The organism is Paraburkholderia domus, assembly GCF_905220705.1.
Classification (GTDB): domain Bacteria; phylum Pseudomonadota; class Gammaproteobacteria; order Burkholderiales; family Burkholderiaceae; genus Paraburkholderia; species Paraburkholderia domus.
On the sequence record NZ_CAJNAT010000003.1, the window covers coordinates 456639 to 474276 of the forward strand.

Sequence of the window (17638 nt, forward strand, 5' to 3'; positions counted from 1 at the left end):
GCAGGCGTAGATCCACGGCTGTGCCGTGTTATCGGTTCTGGCAACAATGTGCTTCGGGCTCAGACTCGGCGGTTCGCTGACGTTCAAGAGCACGCTTGCCGCGATGTAGCACGGAGCTTAAGTCATCGATTCGGCGTGAATGTTCAATTCACGAATGGCAATAACAGTTTGGACACCTATCCACTCACTAGCAAAAGCTATGGAGTCTGGCGTCATGCCTGTTGCTGACGGCATCGCCTGAGGAATTTCGTCGCAAGCATACGTTTCATCCCCCTAACCCATACGTCGCTTCTGGGCGACCTTGTTTAATTTTTTAGAGATTTGTTATGACAGTTAGTTTACCGGTTAAGACCTTGTCCGCCCTTCTCGTTTCGTGCGCCTTTCTTGCTGCATGCGGCGGCGGCGGCTCCGATGGTTCCGATCCCACCGCTACGGCGAACAGATTGCGCCGGCCGGGATCGTCGACGACACCTTCGACGCCCGCATCTTCGCCGTCGGCTGCTTCATCGACAACGCCGACCTCCAGTGTAATCTCGATCACGCAAGCACCGTACAACGCGGACCCCACCGGCAATACGGATAGCACGAACGCTATCCAGAATGCGTTGACTGCTGCAGCGGCGAATGGCAGTAGCGTGAGCATTCCGGCAGGGACGTTTGTCTATTCGAACACGCTCAACGCGAATGGCATTGCAGTCACGGGCGCCGGCAAAGCTTCGATCCTGAAGGCAACCAACGTCGCCAACGAGGCTTTTCATCTGACTGGCACTGGCGGATCGCTATCCAATTTTGCGATGACGAGCCCGGCCACGACGCGTTCGAATGGCGCGTGGGAGACCGCCATGGTATGGATCGACGGTGCCACGAATTTCAATGTTCAGGGCATCACGATTACTGGTTCTGCCAGCGCCGGCATTTTTAACAACGGTGGCCAAGGCGGCACGATCCAGAACAACACGGTGCAGAACACCCTGGCCGATAGCATTACGAATACGAACGGCGCGAACGGCACCGTCATCAGCGGAAATCTGGTCACCGGCTCGGGCGATGATGGCATCTCGATCGTCAGCTATTCGAACGCACCTATCGTCCAGAACATCACCGTCAAGAACAACACGGTCAAGGGTCAGGTCTGGGGCCGCGGGCTGTCAGTGGTGGGCGGCAACAATGTCACCTACACCGGCAACGTCGTGGACAACACCGATTCATATGCCGACTTGTACATATCGGCGGAATCTGAATACAACACGTTGGGCGTATCCAACGTAACCGTCAGCGGCAATACGTTTCTCCATGGTGGCGCGTCTCAAGGCACTGTGACGGTCTACAACTCGCAAGGGTCTACCTACAACATCAGCGGTGTGAACATGAGCGGCAACCAGATTGTCAATCCGGGCTTTGTTGGTTTCCAGTTCGTAGGCAACGGCATCGAGACCGGCACAGTCCAGAACAGCACCTTGTATTCGGCGCTCGGGTCACCGGCCTTGCAGAATAACGGCAATTCAAAATCGAATTTCCCGGTCACTGGCACGACCATGGCGGCGGTGTCCGCTTATAGCACCCCGGCCGCAGCAGGTGGTGCAGGCGCCACGAATTAAGATCGCCAGCCGATCAACCCCGCTCCGGCGGGGTTTTTTTTTCGCCTGTTCTCTTCTAGGCAGCCACCTGAAACACAGCCACGGCATCGCGCAATGCGACAGCGTGCTCTTCCAGCGATTTCGCAGCCGCAGCCGCCTCTTCGACCAGTGCGGCATTGTGCTGCGTGACTTCATCGATCTGCGAAACGGCCTTGTTGACCTGTTCGATGCCATCGCTCTGCTCATGCGCGGATGCTTCAATCTCGTTCATCACGCCCGTGACACGTTGAACCGCGTCCATGGCTTCGTGAATCGTCTTCTGCGCGTCGGACACGAGCGATGCCCCCTGTTCTACCTTGGCGGCCGATTCGCCGATCAATTCCTTGATCTCCTTCGCCGCCGAGCCGGAGCGTTGCGCGAGGCTACGTACTTCCGAGGCAACGACCGCAAAGCCGCGCCCCTGTTCCCCCGCTCGGGCTGCCTCGACGGCCGCGTTCAAGGCGAGGATGTTAGTCTGAAACGCTATCCCCTCGATCATGCCGATGATCTCGGCCACCTTCCGCGACGACTCGGTGATCCCATCCATCGTCTCAGTGACACGCGACACCACTGCGCCACCACGCGTCACCGTATCCAACGCACCCTGCGCCAGCCGGTTCGCCTGCTTCGCGTTATCTGCGTTCTGCTTCACCGTGGCCGAGAGCTGCTCCATGCTCGCCGCGGTCTGCTGAAGCGCCGCCGCTTGCTGCTCGGTGCGCGATGACAGGTCCGCGTTACCCGAGGCGATCTCGTTTGCACCTTGCGTAAGCGCCGCTGTGCTGCCGCGCACCTTCGCCACCGTCTCCACGAGGCCGTCGCGCATCTTCGTCAACGCGTTCAGTAACTGGCCCATCTCGTTGCGCGATCTGCTTTTGATTGCGATCGTCAGATCGCCTGCGGCAATACGCTCGAAGTGTTTGATGGTCGCATTGACCGGCTTGATCACAGCCGCCGACAAGCCGATGCGCGCCATCACACCGATCACGATGGCAATCGCACCAATCCCCGCGAACAGCAGCGTCGCCAGCTGAAAGCGCTGGGCTGCCGTCTCGGCCTGCTTACGCTGGCTGTCCATCTGCAAGCTCTGGAGCGCATCGATGGCCTTCGAATAGGCCGCGTAAAAGGCATTCGCCGTTTCGCCCTGGATGTTGCGGAAGGTGTTGAAGTCGAAGTCCGTCAGCGCCTTGAATTCAGGCTCGATCGCCTTGTCCACCAGCGCGCTGCGCGCCTGCTCGACGTTCTGCGCGAGCTTCTTCTCGTCCTCGCTCGCGAACGGGCCGGCCATGTAACTGCCGAAGTCTTTGTTCGACTCGACCAGCACCTTGTGCGCGGCCGGCAACAGCTCGTCCGTTTGCTTGCCGACGCTAAAGAGCGTCTGATAGGAGCCAAGCGCGAGCTGCACTTGCAACAGCTTCTCTGAACTTGCCTTCAGATGCGACAGCGCCACGGCGCTGTGCTGCGTTTCGTCGAGGCTGCTATTCGCGAGCTTCAGCGCGCCGTAGCCGACGCCGATCACGGTCAGCAGGAAAGCGACGAATACGCTGATCACTAGCGTCAGGCCGCCGCGAATGGTGATGTTGTTAAGCATTGGGTCTCCGGAACGTCCTATTGGTCGGCGGCGAACCCCACGATGCGTCGGCGGCCATCTTTTTCGCCGGCAACTTACACTTCGCCGCATCCAGGTTAACGGCCTTCCAGAGACCTCGTTAAATAGGTGGAATCCATGACGGGCATGGCTTTGCGGGCGATTAAAGCTTCACTATCTGGGATTTTTCGCAGAAGTGGCGCAAACGCTGCTTTTCAGGACGGCATGCGTTTCGTTTGTATAATTCGGCGTCTTCGCTCAGGCCCACTTTCATGCTTAGTTTTGCGCTCGGCTTTCTCGTTTCACTGCTGATCACACTGTTGATCGTGCGCTATGCGCATCTGCATGAAAAATTCTCGACCGATACCGATCTGGCCGGCGTGCAGAAATTCCATGTGCGCCCGGTGCCGCGCATTGGCGGCGCTGGGATTCTGGTCGGGCTGATCGTGTCTGCGGTGCAGTTGCATCATGCGTATCCTGCGGTGTCGGGCGGCATTCTGGGGTTGATCGCGTGCGGCATGCCGGCGTTCGGTTCGGGATTGGTCGAGGATCTGACCAAGCGTGTGTCGCCGCTCGCGCGGCTCGCCTGCACGATGGCGGCCGCCGCCCTCGCCTATTTTCTGCTGGATATCGCTGTCACGCGCATCAGCGTGCCGCCGCTCGACTTTTTGCTCTCGTATGCGGTGATCTCCTGTGCGGTCACGGTGCTGGCCGTCGCGGCGCTCGCCAATGCGATCAATATCATCGACGGCTTCAATGGCCTCGCATCGATGGTCGCGTTCATGATGTTCGCGTCGCTCGCTTATGTGGCATTCCAGGTGTCCGATCCGATCGTGCTGTCGGCATCGTTCATGATGATGGGCGCGGTGCTTGGCTTCTTCATCTGGAATTTTCCGGCGGGGCTCATTTTTCTTGGGGACGGGGGCGCGTATTTCATCGGCTTCATGCTCGCCGAGCTGTCGATCATGCTAGTGATGCGCAACCGCGATGTGTCGGCGTGGTATCCGGTGCTGCTTTTCATGTACCCGATCTTCGAGACCTGCTTTTCGATCTACCGGAAGAAGTTTATTCGCGGGATGTCGCCGGGGATTCCCGACGGCGTGCATCTGCATATGCTGGTTTATAAGCGGTTGATGCGCTGGGCCGTGGGGGCGAGGACGGCGCGGGAGTTGACGCGGCGGAATTCGCTGACGTCGCCGTATCTGTGGTTGCTGTGTCTAATCGCGGTCGTGCCGGCGACGTTGTTCTGGCGGCATACGCTGCATCTGTTCTGTTTTGTGGTGGTGTTTGCGGCGACTTATGTTTGGCTATATGTGAGTATTGTGCGGTTTAAGTCGCCGCGGTGGATGGTGGTGAGGAAGGGGAGGCGGTAACCGAAGGATGCGGCCAGCAAGCTACCCGCCACCACATCGCAGTAGACAGGTCCGCGCTGAAAGGTTCGAAAGCCTGAGGTGATGAGAGGTGGAGCAGAACTAACCGGTGGACTACCGGAGTGCCATCGCTAAGCGTATGTCAGCAAGCGCCAAACTTGGCGCCGCCCCGTTGGCGTCCGAGCGAAATGGCTACAGCCAGTAACACTCAGGAAGCGCGCGTAACCGGTGCCACGCTGCGCAAGTCCGGCGCTGCAGCCGGCTGATATTCCGGCACCCACCGCCGGAGGTCGCGCCGAACCTCTTGGTCGCTCGGCACACGATGCTGCATCAACCAAGGAAGCAATTCGTCCAGTAGATTGTCGGGAGTTTCACGCGCCTGCGCAATGCGCAACTTGGGATGCGGCGTGCGAGTAGTCGCTTCGTCATCGGCCAGCAGTTCTTCGTATAGTTTCTCTCCCGGCCGCAAGCCGGTGAAGACGATGCGAATGTGCTCTTCGCTGAACCCATAAAGACGGATCAGGTCACGCGCCAAGTCGACAATTTTGACGGGCTCTCCCATATCGAGAATGAAAATCTCCCCTCCCTGCCCCATGCTAGATGCTTGCAGCACGAGTTGCGACGCTTCCGGAATCGTCATGAAAAAACGTGTGATCTCCGGATGCGTGACGGTGACCGGGCCGCCCTTCGATATCTGCTGCTGAAACTTTGGAATCACGCTTCCCGCACTGCCCAGCACATTGCCAAAACGGACGGTCTCGAACTGCGTACGCGTACTCGTTTGCTGCAACGCCTGGCAAGTCATCTCTGCGAGCCGCTTACTCGCCCCCATCACATTGGTGGGATTCACGGCCTTGTCTGTAGAGATCAGTACGAAGTGCTTTACGTCGTGACGAATTGCGGCGCGCGCAACCCGGTAGGTGCCCAGCACGTTGTTGCGCACAGCCTGCCACGCGTTCAATTCCTCCATCAGCGGCACATGCTTGTAGGCCGCCGCGTGAAATAAGATGTGAGGTGTATAGCGCGACAGTACCTGATCGAGAAGCAACGAATCTTTTGCATCGCCGATGACCGGCACGACTGAGAGCTTCGGAAAGCGCTCGTGCAACTCTTCCGTGAGGCGATACATTGCGTACTCGGATAAATCGAATGCGATCAGTTGGCCCGGCTCGAAGCGCAGAATCTGGCGGCAAAGCTCCGAACCAATCGAGCCGCCCGCACCGGTCACCATCACCACACGGCCACGCAGCAGCGCTTCGACGTGCGGCATGTCAATCTTAACGGGATCGCGTCCTAGCAGGTCTTCCAGATCTATCTGACGCACACGCGAGAGGAACGCCTCACCTTGCGTGAGCGTTGTCAAAGCCGGCAATACCATGGCTCGCACGCCAGCCCGAACGCAGAGTGTTGCCACGCGCCGCTGCGCATCCACCGATGCTGAAGGGATCGCGATGATCGCGTGTTCGACCTTCATGTCCGAGGCCCAGCGATGCAGATCGCCAATCGGCCCCCAAACCTTGTAGCCGTATATTTCTCGGCCTTGCTTGGCAGGGTCGTCGTCGAGCAGGCCCACTAGCCGCCACTCGCTCGAACGAGACAGTTCGCGGGCGAGACTGGCGCCTGCGTTGCCCGCGCCCAGCACCACCACAGGCTTGCCCTGCGCCACCAGGCCGCCGTAGAGATAGAACTCCTTGGATGCACGATAGAGCGCACGCGAGCCGCCCATGGCGAGGAACAGCAGAAGCGGAGAAACGACTAACACGGAGCGCGGGATGATCGGATCCGGCTGAACCATCACAGCGACCATCATCATCGCGAACGCGCCGGCCAGCACGGCCTTCGCGATGCGCATAAGGTCCGGCAGACTGGCGAAGACCCACATGCCTCGGTACAGGCCGAAGACACGGAACATCAGTCCGTAGACAGGAAGAAGCCAGACAAGTGTCTTGACGGCTCCGGACCAGAATTCGACCGGCACATAACCGTTGAAACGAATCAGGTATGCAGCCAGCCACGCACCCGCGACTGCGCACAGGTCGAACGCAAAGGCGCTAAAAGATAGCCACGAGGCTTTAAGTCGAAGCATCCGTTTTACACCTCAGGTTGTTCGCAATGTGCCAAATTGAATTGACGCCAGCGAGAATCGATACCGATGCCAATCAAGACGAGTACGATCACCCAAGCTCCAACGCTACACCACTGAACGACCGGGGGCCACCTCAAAATTATCACCGCAAGAATTGTGCCTGCTGCCATGACCAAATACCAGATCCTGGCTGTCTTCGCGTGTCCGAGTCCGCACCGGACCATGCGCTGATAATAGTGTTCGCGGTGAGCCTGCCAGATCTTCTCTCCGCGCAACAACCGCCTCAGCAGGGTGACCGAAGCGTCGCCGATAAACGGCGAGAACACCAGCGCCGGAAACCAGATAGGCCAAACCTGATCGCTCCACCCCAGATAGCCGAGTGCGCCGGCGAGGAAGCCCAGCGGAATCGAGCCCGCGTCACCCATGAAGACTTTGGCCGGGGGGAAGTTGAACAGCAGAAAGGCCGCCGCCGCGCCGGCCACCGCTGCGGAGGCCAACATGAGTTCGCGCGATGCATGCACGCTGATCATTGCCGCAATGGCATAGCCCGCAAAACCGAACACGGCCATCCCGCCGGCCAGCCCGTCCGCGCCATCCATAAAATTGTAAAGGTTGACCAGCCACAACAGTAAAAAAGACATGCCTACCAGCAGCCAAAGCGGCACGTGCGCCGGGTGAGCCCACACCAGCACCGCGACCGCAGCGAGATGGGCGGCGAACCTCACGCGCGCGGGCAGTCCGCGCCGATCGTCGACCTGAGATACCGCGGCGAGGAAGCACGCGCCGACTGCCGCGAGCCACAGCTTCGGCGCGGTGATCGCGATCGCCACCACCACCACCGGCACGATGCCCCAGCCGCCGACGCGCGGCGTGGGCAGCGTGTGAAGCGAGCGGTCGTTGGGAACGTCGGTCGCGAGGCGCCAGGCGATGCCGGTTTTCAGCAGCACGAACAGCATGAGCGCGCATGCCGCGAACGACGCGCCTGACACCCAGAGCGTTGCCGGCCAGTTAGCTAAATTCATGATGCGCGGCCTCGCTGCGTCGATCGGTACCATTGGGCGGTCTGAGCCAGACCTTCATCGACGGAGAATCGTGGCTGCCACTGCAACTTCTCGCGGATACGCGACGAGTCGACACGCAATGGTTCAACAAGTCGCTCGACCTGCGCCGACCGGCCGGTAAGCTTGCCCGCGGCAAGCAGCCAGTTTGCCGGCACCGGCGCCAGCCAGACGTGCTTGTGCAAGTGCCGCCCAAGCACTTTCGCCAGTTCGGCGACGGTAAGGTCGGCGCCATCGGTGATATGAAAGCACTCCCCCGCGGCACGTGGATCGGTCGCGCACAAAATCAGCGCGTCGGCAAGATTCTCGTTGTAGACGAGGCTGCGGCGCGCAGTGATAGCGCCCAGCGGAAGCGGCAAGCCTTTGGCGATGACGCTCATCAACTGCAGAAAATTCGCGCGAACTTCCGGGCCGTAGACCAACGGCGGCCGGGCAATCACGACCTCGAGCCCGGACTCCTCACCGAACCGAACTAGCGCCCGTTCCGCTTCGAGCTTCGACACACCGTACGGATCCTGCGGCTGCGGCGGGTCGTCTTCGCGCAAGGGGCGGCCGCCGTCTGTCTCCGCCAGTGCCTTGATACTGCTCACGAAGACCAGGCGCCGCACGCCGGCGCGATGAGCCGCTTCGGCGACCCTGAGCGCCCCAATCACATTGGCCTCGCGGAAAGCCGCCAGCGAGTCGGACGCATTCTCGCGCATGACATGCACGCGCGCGGCAAGATGAATCACGGCATCCGGCTTGAGGCCCGGGGGCCAGGCGGCGGCGCCTGCCTCGCCCACCACGCACTGCCTCACGCCGCCAGTTTCGCCCGCGCTGCGCCGGACGATAGCCGTGACCTCATGCCCGCGCGCCAACAGCGTCCGGACAACCGTGCGCCCGACGAAGCCATTTGCTCCCGTGACGGCGACATGGCTCATAGCCATCTCCATCCGAACCGGCTGAAGAACCGGACCATCGACGTGACAAACAGGCGCACATGCAGCCAGCCCTTGCGCGACGCGCCACCACCGTGGTGAAGGATGCGCACCGCCGGCAGATACACCACGTCCGACACGTCATGCGTGCGAAGCGACAGGTCGTAGTCTTCGAAATAGAGAAAGTAACGGTCGTCGAAGCCATTGAGACGCAGCAGAACTTCCGTACGAAAAAGCATGAAGCAACCGCTGACGATAGGCGGATTGATCACAGGGTCGCGCTCGTTGACCACGTCGCGCATCTCATAGCGCGCGAGACGCGAGGCAAACGGCGCACGCAGAGTCGCAGGGAAAAAACCTCGCACGAGCAGATCGAGCACCGTTGGAAAACGACGGCAGAGAAATTGCTGGTCGCCGGTTTCGTCGCAAATGTATGGCGTGAGTAATCCGTAGCCGGCGTTGGCATCGAGAAAAGCCAGCGCTTTCTCCAGTGCATCGGCGGCCAGTTCGACGTCCGGGTTGAGAACCAGATGATAGGTACTGTTCGATCGCACCAGCGCAAGATTATGGCCTGCCCCATAACCGACGTTGCCATGCCCCGCGATCACAGTAAACGGTATATCGAGCCCGGCAAATGCGCGAACTGTCGGCGTCATGTCAGGAGCGCCGCCATTGTCGACAAGGAAAACACTGGCGGATAAGCCCGGCGCAGCACGCCGCAGCACAGTCCAACTGTCGCGCAGCGTTGAAAGGGTGCGCTCGAGTTGAGCGACATCGGGTCGGTAGACCACCACGGAAACGGAGAGATTCACGGCCTGCGCGCGCCGCCCCTGGGCCCCTTGCGCAGCGCCTGATTGCCGCATCAAATTGCTGACATTACTTCGACCCAATTTACCCCCATTGCGAAGCCTCGTAGTTTGAAGGAAAAAGCGGATTTTGGGCAGTCCGATTGCGATTTGTTACCAAGAGCAGGTTCGGGAAACACTATGTGAGATACCGCCTGACAGTTCGGCAGGCCGTCAGGCCCACGTCGCAAAATGCAAGCCATTGAAAGGCAATAGATATTGCTCCACAGCCATTTCTTCTCGCACGTCCGAACTTGAATCGGGTTTCACATTAATAAATTCGTAGATTAATTATCTGAATTAAATCAAACAAGACATTAAACCCAGTTGATACAGAATTTCTGCGTGAGAGGCAGCAGACAATTGTGTCTGGCATATGTTGCCGCAGCCGGTAAGGTGAGGCAACAAAGCAGCGTCCCGCGGCTATCCGTGTGCGCATCAGTAGTATCGTAACAACAGCCCGTAGCTCCTCCACGCCGGGCAATCGACACATCGTCACGCTGCGCAACGATCGATCCCTCGCTTTTCCTGCTTCAGCTGGCTTCAGTCCGACTCCATCGCTCCCCACTGTGACAAGATGGTTTCCGCCAGGCGACGAGGTGAGAAGCGCTCATGCGCAACGCGCTCACCATTGTTCGCCATTAGTTGCAGATCAATGTCTCCAGCTAAAGCGCTCGCCAACAGTTTCGCCAGGTGATCGGGAGTTTTGTACGTCAACATGTCCCGTCCTTGCCGGAAATTGGTTTCGAGAACTTCATTCGGCGCGGCGAAGACTGCGGCCCCAGACGTAAAGGCAGCCAAGGGGCGCTCATGAAAGCCGGTGTGGTGAGGCAGCGGGCACAAAACGATCTTCGTGTCGCCCATGGCGTCGATCAGATCCGGAAATGGGCGGTCCTTCATCAACTTAAGATTTGAACCTGAAAACCGCTCCGATACATCGTGATCCGAAATGATTGTGACTGGCAGATGCGAGATCGCCCGCACGAGCCTGTCGCGTCGAGCGAACTTCACAAAATCGAGGACGGCCGTGATCAGGAAGCGCATGTCCGGATCGCGGAAATTCACGGCGATATTTGCGTCCTGACACGCGATGAGCGTCTGAGTCAACGGATCAGTCGCCAGATCATCGACCGCGACAGCCGTCACGCTTTCGAACAGTTCTCGGAATAGACGATCGCGGTACGAGACTGGTGGCTGGAATCTGTTGCGGACGGCTTGCGGATCGGAAAGCCCGACCGGGAGAAGAATTTCGATCGACCGGTCGGCAATACGTTTCAGCGGCGTTGTCACCGTCTGCGGAAAGGTGATGCTCGACACCGCCTGAACGCTTTTCGAGCCAAGCATCCGCGACAGGTGCGCATACGAATAGTCCGTGAACAGCGCCTTACGGAACTGTCCGACCGAGTTGAGCTGATGCTCCATTGATTCATGCACGGGGCAATCGTGCATAAGATCGAACAGCGGCTTGCGCCACACTTCAAAAGTGGAGTCGAGCTTGCCGGGCGTGCCCGACGCATTTACGAGCTCCGAACCGAAGCCATTGAAACAGATGAAGAAAGCGCAGTTCTCGTCGCGGATGGTTTCGGAGAGTTGCCGGACATCACGAACGTAATCCAGGCAGAGCATGCGCACGCCGAGCGACGAAAACGCTTCGGTCAACTCTCGCGCAAATGTTTGATTGTGCTTGTGCCGGTCTATGTCATCGCGAATAAGAAGGACCGCATAATCATCAGGAGAAAACGAGCGGACGGCGCCCACTGAAAGAGGAAATACTGCTCTGGTCATGACTGCTCTTGGTTCTGGACAATCAACTGTTGACGATTGGAGCTGGTAAGCCACGAATAGCCCGTACGGATCGACATCGAATACTTCGATCTGAGCATCCGGAGGATGCCCTTCTCGAGACGCCCGGATGCCGCTTCATGACGCTTGCTTTCCAGCAAATCGAGGTCATCCTTCATGCGCAAGAGGTTTTCATTAAGGCCGCCGACATTTTCGCGCAACGACACATTCTCGCGCTGAAGGCTCTCGAAGCCGCCCGCCAGAGTGCGGTATTCACCGAGCAGCCCTTCCTGTTGCTTCTCGTAGTATTCGGTTACCCGGTCGTACTCGGTCTTAAGGTCCCCATAGCCCGTCGCGAGCGTCTTGTATTCTCCGAGCAGATCGCCGTGCAGTTTCTCGTAGTAGTCGGTGACCTGACTGTAGTCGGCCCTCAATGCCTCATACGCTGTGGCGACCTTGTTGTACTCATCGAGCAGATTCCTGAAGTTGCGGCTCGCTTCCTCGACTCGATGGCGAAGTCCGTTGTCGCCGAATTCAGCATCCATCATGCTGCGGTTGGGCGCCGGACGGACAATGAGACTCTCAGTGCGCAAAAGCTCCGCGGTAATGACGCGCGTGCGACGCCACAACTGATGGTCCGTGTCGAACACCTCGAGAAATTTCTTCCAGTTCGCGTAGGCGATTTCGTAGAGACGTTCGGTGTTCTCAATTAGCGCCGAAAGCCGGCGAATCGTCTTCTGCGTGTCCACGTCGACGAGCACAAAATCGACGTCATCTGTAAACGCTACGTTGAGCTCCAGCGGGTCGCTGATGCAGTTGAGCACGCCGCGAAAACCCGCTTCCATGCATGCGCCCGTGGGAAATCCATCGAACGCGCCCTTGCCCGCTTCCGTCGGCCGGTTGACCGACAGAATCATGTCCATGCGCGCATAGAACTCCCGGAAAAAGGTGTTAGGTTGCTTGCCGTGAAATATTATCGTTCTTGCGGCAGCGCCCAGTGGAATCTGATCCGGCGTGTAGTCGCCCACGACATGGAAGCGCACCTGTTCATACCGCTCGCTCAGCGCTTGCGCGACCGCAACGAACTGGTCATAACCCTTCTTCTTTGTGTCGTTGCCGTAGCGATGCGCCACAAAGCAGATATCGACCGTGTCCTTGTGCATGCCAAAGCGTTGCTTGTCACGGGAAAAATCGAAGTCGTTGCGCGTGTCGTACACGCCGCCGTAGATGAGCTCAATTTTCGCGGGATCACATTTGATCTTGTCGAGCAAATAATCGCGCGAAAGGTTCTGCGTGACGATGATCTTCCGGCAGAGCGGCGAATGAGCGATTGCCATGAGCTTTTCATCGCTCGTTTCGACATTCGGCTCAAATCCGCCGCCGGGGTAAAGCTGCAGAATGAACGGAATTTTTCGCTCGGCCAGAGCCGGAAGCATTTGCCAAGCGTTGTGCAGGAACGTGATATACGCGAGCTTCGGCACCGTATCCTTGAAGAACGGAAACCGATGAATCCTCTCCTTGATCGACGAATCCATTTTGCTCGAAGCAAGGTGTTCCTCGAAGCGAAGATTCGACGCCCAGGAATGCCACCCCTCTGTGCAGATTAGCCGCCCCGTATTAAAGTGGGTCAGATAATGAGAATACTCGATCGTCCGGAATGGCGAGAAGTCGCACGGGAGCATTTCATCCACGATCAGAAGATCGCAGAAAACTGGCTCGCGGTTTGTATTCATGTGTGTCATGTCGATAATGTCAAGTGCGGCGCTTCTCCGTGGCGCCAGGGCGGACTCAAAGCGCCGTGACTTCCTGCTCGCTCAACTCATCGGCGAAGGAAGACGTGCTGTCGTTGTAATTTCGCTGTGGAAAGCACGCGACGATCCGGTCGAGGTCATCATCGGAGAGACCATCGTGGCACGGCACGCCGATCACGGTCGGCGCAAGCTTATCCGTGACCTCAAGACCGAAGCTCGGGCAATCGGCGAACGCGGGATGACGGTGACAACCGAGGCCCCACCAGTGACGCCATTGAATCTCCTGCGCATCGAGTCTAGCCAAGGTAGCTTCCACGTCTTCGGACTCGACGATGATGTTCAGGCTCATCGTGACCCAATCGCCTGCGCCGGCTTGCAGCCGCGCGCGACGCTCCGTCGCCTCGAGTCGCGTGCGGTATGCGAGCGCCACGTTACGAAGCATCTCAATCTTGGCAGGCAGCACATCGAGCGCGGCCAGCCCGACCGCGGCTGCGTATTCCGATATGCGATAGTTTCCGCCGCGAATGGCGGACATACGTTCCATGCCCATGAATCCGAAGCCGGTCATCGCGGTCGCGCGTTGTTCGAATTCCGCGTCGGAATTCAGGATCGCGCCGCCTTCGCCGATGCCGAGAACTTTCGTCGCATGCAGGCTCACGCACACGGGCAGGTTGCCGACGTTCGAGAGCGCAGAGATCGCTGCGGCCGCATCGAACACGACAGGAATGCCGGTGCGCGACTGGAACTGAGCCCAGACTTGCTGATCAATCGGCGCGCCGAACGCGCTGATCACAAGGACAGCGGCCGGCTGCTCCGGCAGTTGCGGCAGGACGCGCTCGACGATTTCTGGCGTCAGCACCAGCGAAACCGGGTCGATGTCAACGAAGACCGGCGTGAGGCCACCGTTACAAACGGCATGAGCGCTCGCCACAAACGTAAATGACGGCATAACGCACAACTTTCGACCCGGTAACGCCTTCAGACGCAAAGCGATTTCAATTGCTGACGTACCGTTCGACGTCAAAGTAACTGAAGCGGCACCTGCCAGCTTGCCGAGACGTTTGGCGAACTCAGTTGCAAGCGGACCAAAGTTGCTGTAAGTGCGCGTCACATCAATTTTGCGAAAATAGGGCTCGATCTGATGGGTCGACGGCAGCAACGGAACAAGTACCTTAATCGGTAAGTTTGACATTTAATTACTTACATTTAATTACATATTGCCTCCAGCGGGATTGTACTCGCCTCCTGGAAGTGCAAACTGATTTTTTTTAGTGTTCGTTTCAATGTTCTGACATCGCCTTGATTTGGTCATGATTTCGCTATTCAGCACGAGTAGCGGGATCACCGGCCCCGTTGGCCGGTGCGCGCGCCGAATGTGGTGATGTTTGATATTTGCATTAAGGCGGCTTCCCCTAGGCATCCTTCAAACCATTGCGCAACGTACGCGGTGTTAGCTGAGTTGACGCCGCCACACCGAGACGATCGTGTCGACGATCGTCGTGGAAGGAAATTGTGTGAGCGCGCGGTCGCGTCCGCTATGCGCCATGCTTTCGAGGTCGAGCCGGCCAGCGAGCACGTCTTCGAGTATGGCCGCGAGTTCCTCTTCGGACCGGTACGTCAGCATGTCGCGGCCCTGGACAAAGTGCGTCTCCAATATCTCATTGGGAGCTGCGATCACACTCGCGCCCGCCGTGAACGAGGCAAGCGCACGCTCGTGAAAGCCGGTCTGATGTGGCAGCGGACACACCACGCACTTCGCGTCGTTCATCGCGTACAACAGGTCCGGGAACGATCTCTGGCCGATGAAGTTCAGCTTGGTATGCGCGTAGCGCTCCCTTACGTCGTGGTCGGAGATGAGCGTCACCGGCAGGTGGTTGATTGCGCTGACGAGGCGATCTCGCCGCTCGAACTTCACAAAATCTAGGACGGAACTGATTAGAAAGCGCACGTCCGCATTGCGCATGTCGAAATGAATGCCACACTCCTGGCAAGCGAGAAGGGTCTGAATGAGCGGGTCGACATTCAGATCGCCAATCGCCGATTCCGTCACACTCTCGAAGATCTCACGAAACACGCGTCCTTTGTAAGCGCGCACCTCCGAGTATCGCTGGCGTGTATTGTCCGAACTGGACAAGCCGACTGGAAGCAGGATATCGAGCCCGCGCGACGCATGAGGGCGTTGCCCCTCGGTAACGGTGTTGGGAAACGTGATGCCGGACACCACACGCACGCTCTTCACCCCGAGCAACCGGGCAATATGCGCGTAGGTGTAATCGGTTGAGAGCAGCCTACGGAACTTGCCGACCGAATCGATCTGATGCGCCATCGACTCGTGCACAGGGCAATCGTGCATAAAGTCGAATAGCAACTTCCCGTAGTACTCGAAGATGGACTCGAGCGTGCCGGGCCGTCCTGCCGAGTGCATCAACTCCGAGCCAAAACCATTGAAGCAAACGAAAAAGAGGCAGCGATCGTCGCGAACTGCTTCCGCGACCGCCCTCACGTCGCGTAGATAGTCGAGGCTGCGCACGCGCAGACCTTGCGCCAGGAAACCCGGAGCAAGTTCATTGGCGAACGTCTCATTATGCCTGTGCTTGTCTTTATCACTGCAGGTGAGGATGACAGCATAGTCGTTGGAATCGAAATTGCGCATCGTCGTTGAAGCCGCATCGCCTTGTCTATTCATTTAGTGACCTTGCGTTTGCTGGAACCGCCCCTTGTCCGATTACCCGCCTGGGAGAACGTCGTGCGCAGCGACATGGCAAAGCGAGAGCGCAGTAGTTTGAACGCCACGCGCTCGAGCCTGCCACACGGAATCGCTTCGTGTGACTTACCTTCATTGTCCGCTGCGCCAATCGCCGGTAACAAACGAACGGGTGTTTCGGCCGAGACCTTGCATTCGTCCAAGACGCGCTGCAATTCACTCACATGCAGCGCTCTTGCCGCGTCCTGCGCCCGCATCGCCTCGAGTTCCGCCGTCATCGCTACGAGACTCGAGTTTAATGAAGCGTTTTCGCCGCTCACCGATTCGAAGCCCTTGGCGAGCATCGCGTAGGCGCCCACCAAATTGTCGTGACGCATCAATGCGTCTTGAAGATTGGCGTCGACCTGGCGCGACACTTCCTTTTGGATAGCGAGTTCCCGCCTTGCTTCGGCGCGGATCGGTTCGAAGATCGCGGAGTCGATCATGCTTGTCTGCGGTGCAGGACGCACGATCAACGCCTCGGTTCGCAATAGTTGTTCGGAGATGACCCGTGAGCGCGCCCATAGTTGGTGGTCCGTGTTGAATACTCCCACGAATCTCTTCCAGTTCGCATACGCGAGCGCATAGAGTTTCTCTGGATTGCAGACAAGCTCGGACAACTTCTCGATGGTTTTTTTTGTGTCGAAATCGACGAGAATAATGTTCTCTTCGTCGGTGAACTCAACGTTGAGGTCCAGTGGATCGCTCACGCAATTGAGCACACCGCGAAAGCCGGCTTCCATGCATGCGCCGGTCGGAAACCCGTCGAATGCGCCGCCGTCGAGATTAGACGGACGGTTCACGGACAAAATTATGTCCATGCGCGGATAGAATTCGCGAAAGAAACTATTCGGCTGCGTGCCGTGAAACGTAATGCGGTCCGCCGCTTGTTCAAGCGGTATTTGGTCCGGAGTGTAATCCCCCACCACGTGAAAACGCACGGCGGGAAATTGTGTGCTCAGGGCCTTCGCGACCGCCACGAATTGGTCATAGCCCTTCTTTTTTGTATCGTCGCCATAACGGTGCGCAACAAAACAGATGTCGAGCGTGTTCTTGCCTGCGCCGAAGAATTTCTTGTCCCGGTTGAAATCGAACTCGTTGCGCGTATCGTAGACGCCGCCATAGATAAATTCGATCTTCCTGGGGTCGCAATCGATCGTATCGCGCAGATAGTCCCGCGACAGTTTCTGGGTGACGATGATCTTGCGGCACAGCGGCGAATGAGCGATCTTGCGCAGCTTCTCGTCGCTCGAGTCCACGTTCGGCTCGAAGCCGCCCCCCGGATAAAGCTGCAGAACGAAGGGTATGCGGCGCTCCGTGAGGTGCGGAAACACCTGCCACGCGTTGTGCAGAAACGTGATATACGCGAGCCTCGGGACGATCGAAGCGAGACGCGAAAAACGGTCGATCTTGGCTTTCACAACCTCGTCAAGCTCGCTCTTCGCAAGCTGATCGTCAAAGCCGAGGTTCGACACCCACGAGTGCCAGCCTTCGGTACACAGAAGGGCGGATGAATCGAAATACGTCAGATAGTGTGCGTATTCGAGAGTTCGGAAAGGCGAGAAGTCGCACGGCAGCATCTCGTCGATTATTAATAGGTCACAATAGCGCAGTTTGTCGACTGATGGTGTATCGAACATGACCGGGGCATCTCGTGTACGAACGGTAGCGGTGTCTCGCAGGCGCTCCGCGAAACTTTTGCTGCCTTGCTTCGCGCATACGAACTAGTTGGCTCAATCAAGCACTATCTCGCCGACGATAGCCGGCCCTCCATTTGTCACGCTCCGGCCACTCACCGGTCTGGCAACGAATTTCCCGCCAGTCGAGCCACGAAGCAGGTAAACGCGTCGAGAGTATTCGCATTCCGGTTTTCAGCTCCGAAGTC

13 protein-coding genes are annotated in these 17638 nt (G+C 58.2%); 2 read left to right on the forward strand and 11 right to left on the reverse strand.

Annotated elements, in window-relative coordinates; translation table 11 throughout:
• Positions 1-313: 313 nt before the first annotated feature.
• Positions 314-643 (reverse strand): hypothetical protein, encoded by a 330-nt coding sequence (locus KHO31_RS39195; RefSeq protein WP_236071154.1) that lies wholly within the window; start codon positions 641-643, stop codon positions 314-316.
• Between KHO31_RS39195 and KHO31_RS09810 the strand changes: the two genes are divergently transcribed.
• Entirely contained in the window at positions 606-1598 is a 993-nt protein-coding gene (locus KHO31_RS09810; RefSeq protein WP_236071151.1) for a right-handed parallel beta-helix repeat-containing protein, read from the forward strand. The genes KHO31_RS39195 and KHO31_RS09810 overlap by 38 nt on opposite strands.
• A 55-nt stretch (positions 1599-1653) precedes the next feature.
• Here KHO31_RS09810 and KHO31_RS09815 read toward each other — a convergent pair whose 3' ends face one another.
• Positions 1654-3204, reverse strand: coding sequence for a methyl-accepting chemotaxis protein (locus tag KHO31_RS09815; RefSeq protein ID WP_211623152.1), 1551 nt, complete (start codon positions 3202-3204; stop codon positions 1654-1656).
• A 269-nt stretch (positions 3205-3473) separates the two neighbouring features.
• On the opposite strand from KHO31_RS09815, the gene KHO31_RS09820 reads away from it, so the two are divergent.
• Positions 3474-4574, forward strand: coding sequence for an MraY family glycosyltransferase (locus KHO31_RS09820; RefSeq protein WP_211623153.1), 1101 nt, complete (start codon positions 3474-3476; stop codon positions 4572-4574).
• A 205-nt stretch (positions 4575-4779) separates the two neighbouring features.
• Here KHO31_RS09820 and KHO31_RS09825 read toward each other — a convergent pair whose 3' ends face one another.
• The 9 genes from KHO31_RS09825 to KHO31_RS09865 all read right to left on the reverse strand — a co-directional run bounded on the left by KHO31_RS09825 (position 4780) and on the right by KHO31_RS09865 (position 17087).
• Positions 4780-6657, reverse strand: a complete 1878-nt coding sequence (locus tag KHO31_RS09825; RefSeq protein ID WP_211623155.1) for a polysaccharide biosynthesis protein — start codon at positions 6655-6657, stop codon at positions 4780-4782.
• A 5-nt stretch (positions 6658-6662) separates the two neighbouring features.
• Positions 6663-7679 carry an MraY family glycosyltransferase gene (locus tag KHO31_RS09830; protein WP_211623157.1) on the reverse strand — a complete coding sequence of 339 codons (1017 nt, stop codon included), beginning with the start codon at positions 7677-7679 and terminating at the stop codon, positions 6663-6665.
• Positions 7676-8635, reverse strand: coding sequence for a UDP-glucose 4-epimerase family protein (locus tag KHO31_RS09835; RefSeq protein WP_211623158.1), 960 nt, complete (start codon positions 8633-8635; stop codon positions 7676-7678). Before KHO31_RS09835 ends, KHO31_RS09830 begins: the two co-directional genes overlap by 4 nt.
• Positions 8632-9495 (reverse strand): glycosyltransferase, encoded by an 864-nt coding sequence (locus tag KHO31_RS09840; protein ID WP_211623160.1) that lies wholly within the window; start codon positions 9493-9495, stop codon positions 8632-8634. The genes KHO31_RS09835 and KHO31_RS09840 overlap by 4 nt, the downstream gene beginning before the upstream one ends.
• Before the next feature lie 525 nt (positions 9496-10020).
• The gene (locus KHO31_RS09845; RefSeq protein ID WP_211623162.1) at positions 10021-11262 is read right to left on the reverse strand and encodes a glycosyltransferase family protein; all 1242 of its coding nucleotides are present in this window, start codon (positions 11260-11262) and stop codon (positions 10021-10023) included.
• Positions 11259-12794, reverse strand: coding sequence for a glycosyltransferase family 4 protein (locus KHO31_RS09850; protein ID WP_211623164.1), 1536 nt, complete (start codon positions 12792-12794; stop codon positions 11259-11261). Before KHO31_RS09850 ends, KHO31_RS09845 begins: the two co-directional genes overlap by 4 nt.
• A 253-nt stretch (positions 12795-13047) precedes the next feature.
• Entirely contained in the window at positions 13048-14202 is a 1155-nt protein-coding gene (locus KHO31_RS09855) for a DegT/DnrJ/EryC1/StrS family aminotransferase (RefSeq protein WP_211623166.1), read from the reverse strand.
• A 258-nt stretch (positions 14203-14460) separates the two neighbouring features.
• Positions 14461-15696: a glycosyltransferase family protein gene (locus tag KHO31_RS09860; RefSeq protein ID WP_211623167.1), complete on the reverse strand. Its 1236-nt coding sequence runs from the start codon at positions 15694-15696 to the stop codon at positions 14461-14463.
• Positions 15693-17087, reverse strand: coding sequence for a glycosyltransferase family 4 protein (locus KHO31_RS09865; RefSeq protein ID WP_211623168.1), 1395 nt, complete (start codon positions 17085-17087; stop codon positions 15693-15695). Before KHO31_RS09865 ends, KHO31_RS09860 begins: the two co-directional genes overlap by 4 nt.
• Positions 17088-17638 lie beyond the last annotated feature (551 nt).

Coding starts and splice junctions, on each gene's coding strand:
- KHO31_RS39195 (WP_236071154.1), bottom strand. CDS start 643: ATGCTCACGCTACTGCCATTCGCCGCTGCAGCAGTCAACGCATTCTGG.
- KHO31_RS09815 (WP_211623152.1), bottom strand. CDS start 3,204: ATGCTTAACAACATCACCATTCGCGGCGGCCTGACGCTAGTGATCAGC.
- KHO31_RS09820 (WP_211623153.1), top strand. CDS start 3,474: ATGCTTAGTTTTGCGCTCGGCTTTCTCGTTTCACTGCTGATCACACTG.
- KHO31_RS09825 (WP_211623155.1), bottom strand. CDS start 6,657: ATGCTTCGACTTAAAGCCTCGTGGCTATCTTTTAGCGCCTTTGCGTTC.
- KHO31_RS09830 (WP_211623157.1), bottom strand. CDS start 7,679: ATGAATTTAGCTAACTGGCCGGCAACGCTCTGGGTGTCAGGCGCGTCG.
- KHO31_RS09835 (WP_211623158.1), bottom strand. CDS start 8,635: ATGAGCCATGTCGCCGTCACGGGAGCAAATGGCTTCGTCGGGCGCACG.
- KHO31_RS09840 (WP_211623160.1), bottom strand. CDS start 9,495: ATGCGGCAATCAGGCGCTGCGCAAGGGGCCCAGGGGCGGCGCGCGCAG.
- KHO31_RS09845 (WP_211623162.1), bottom strand. CDS start 11,262: ATGACCAGAGCAGTATTTCCTCTTTCAGTGGGCGCCGTCCGCTCGTTT.
- KHO31_RS09850 (WP_211623164.1), bottom strand. CDS start 12,794: ATGGATTCGTCGATCAAGGAGAGGATTCATCGGTTTCCGTTCTTCAAG.
- KHO31_RS09855 (WP_211623166.1), bottom strand. CDS start 14,202: ATGTCAAACTTACCGATTAAGGTACTTGTTCCGTTGCTGCCGTCGACC.
- KHO31_RS09860 (WP_211623167.1), bottom strand. CDS start 15,696: ATGAATAGACAAGGCGATGCGGCTTCAACGACGATGCGCAATTTCGAT.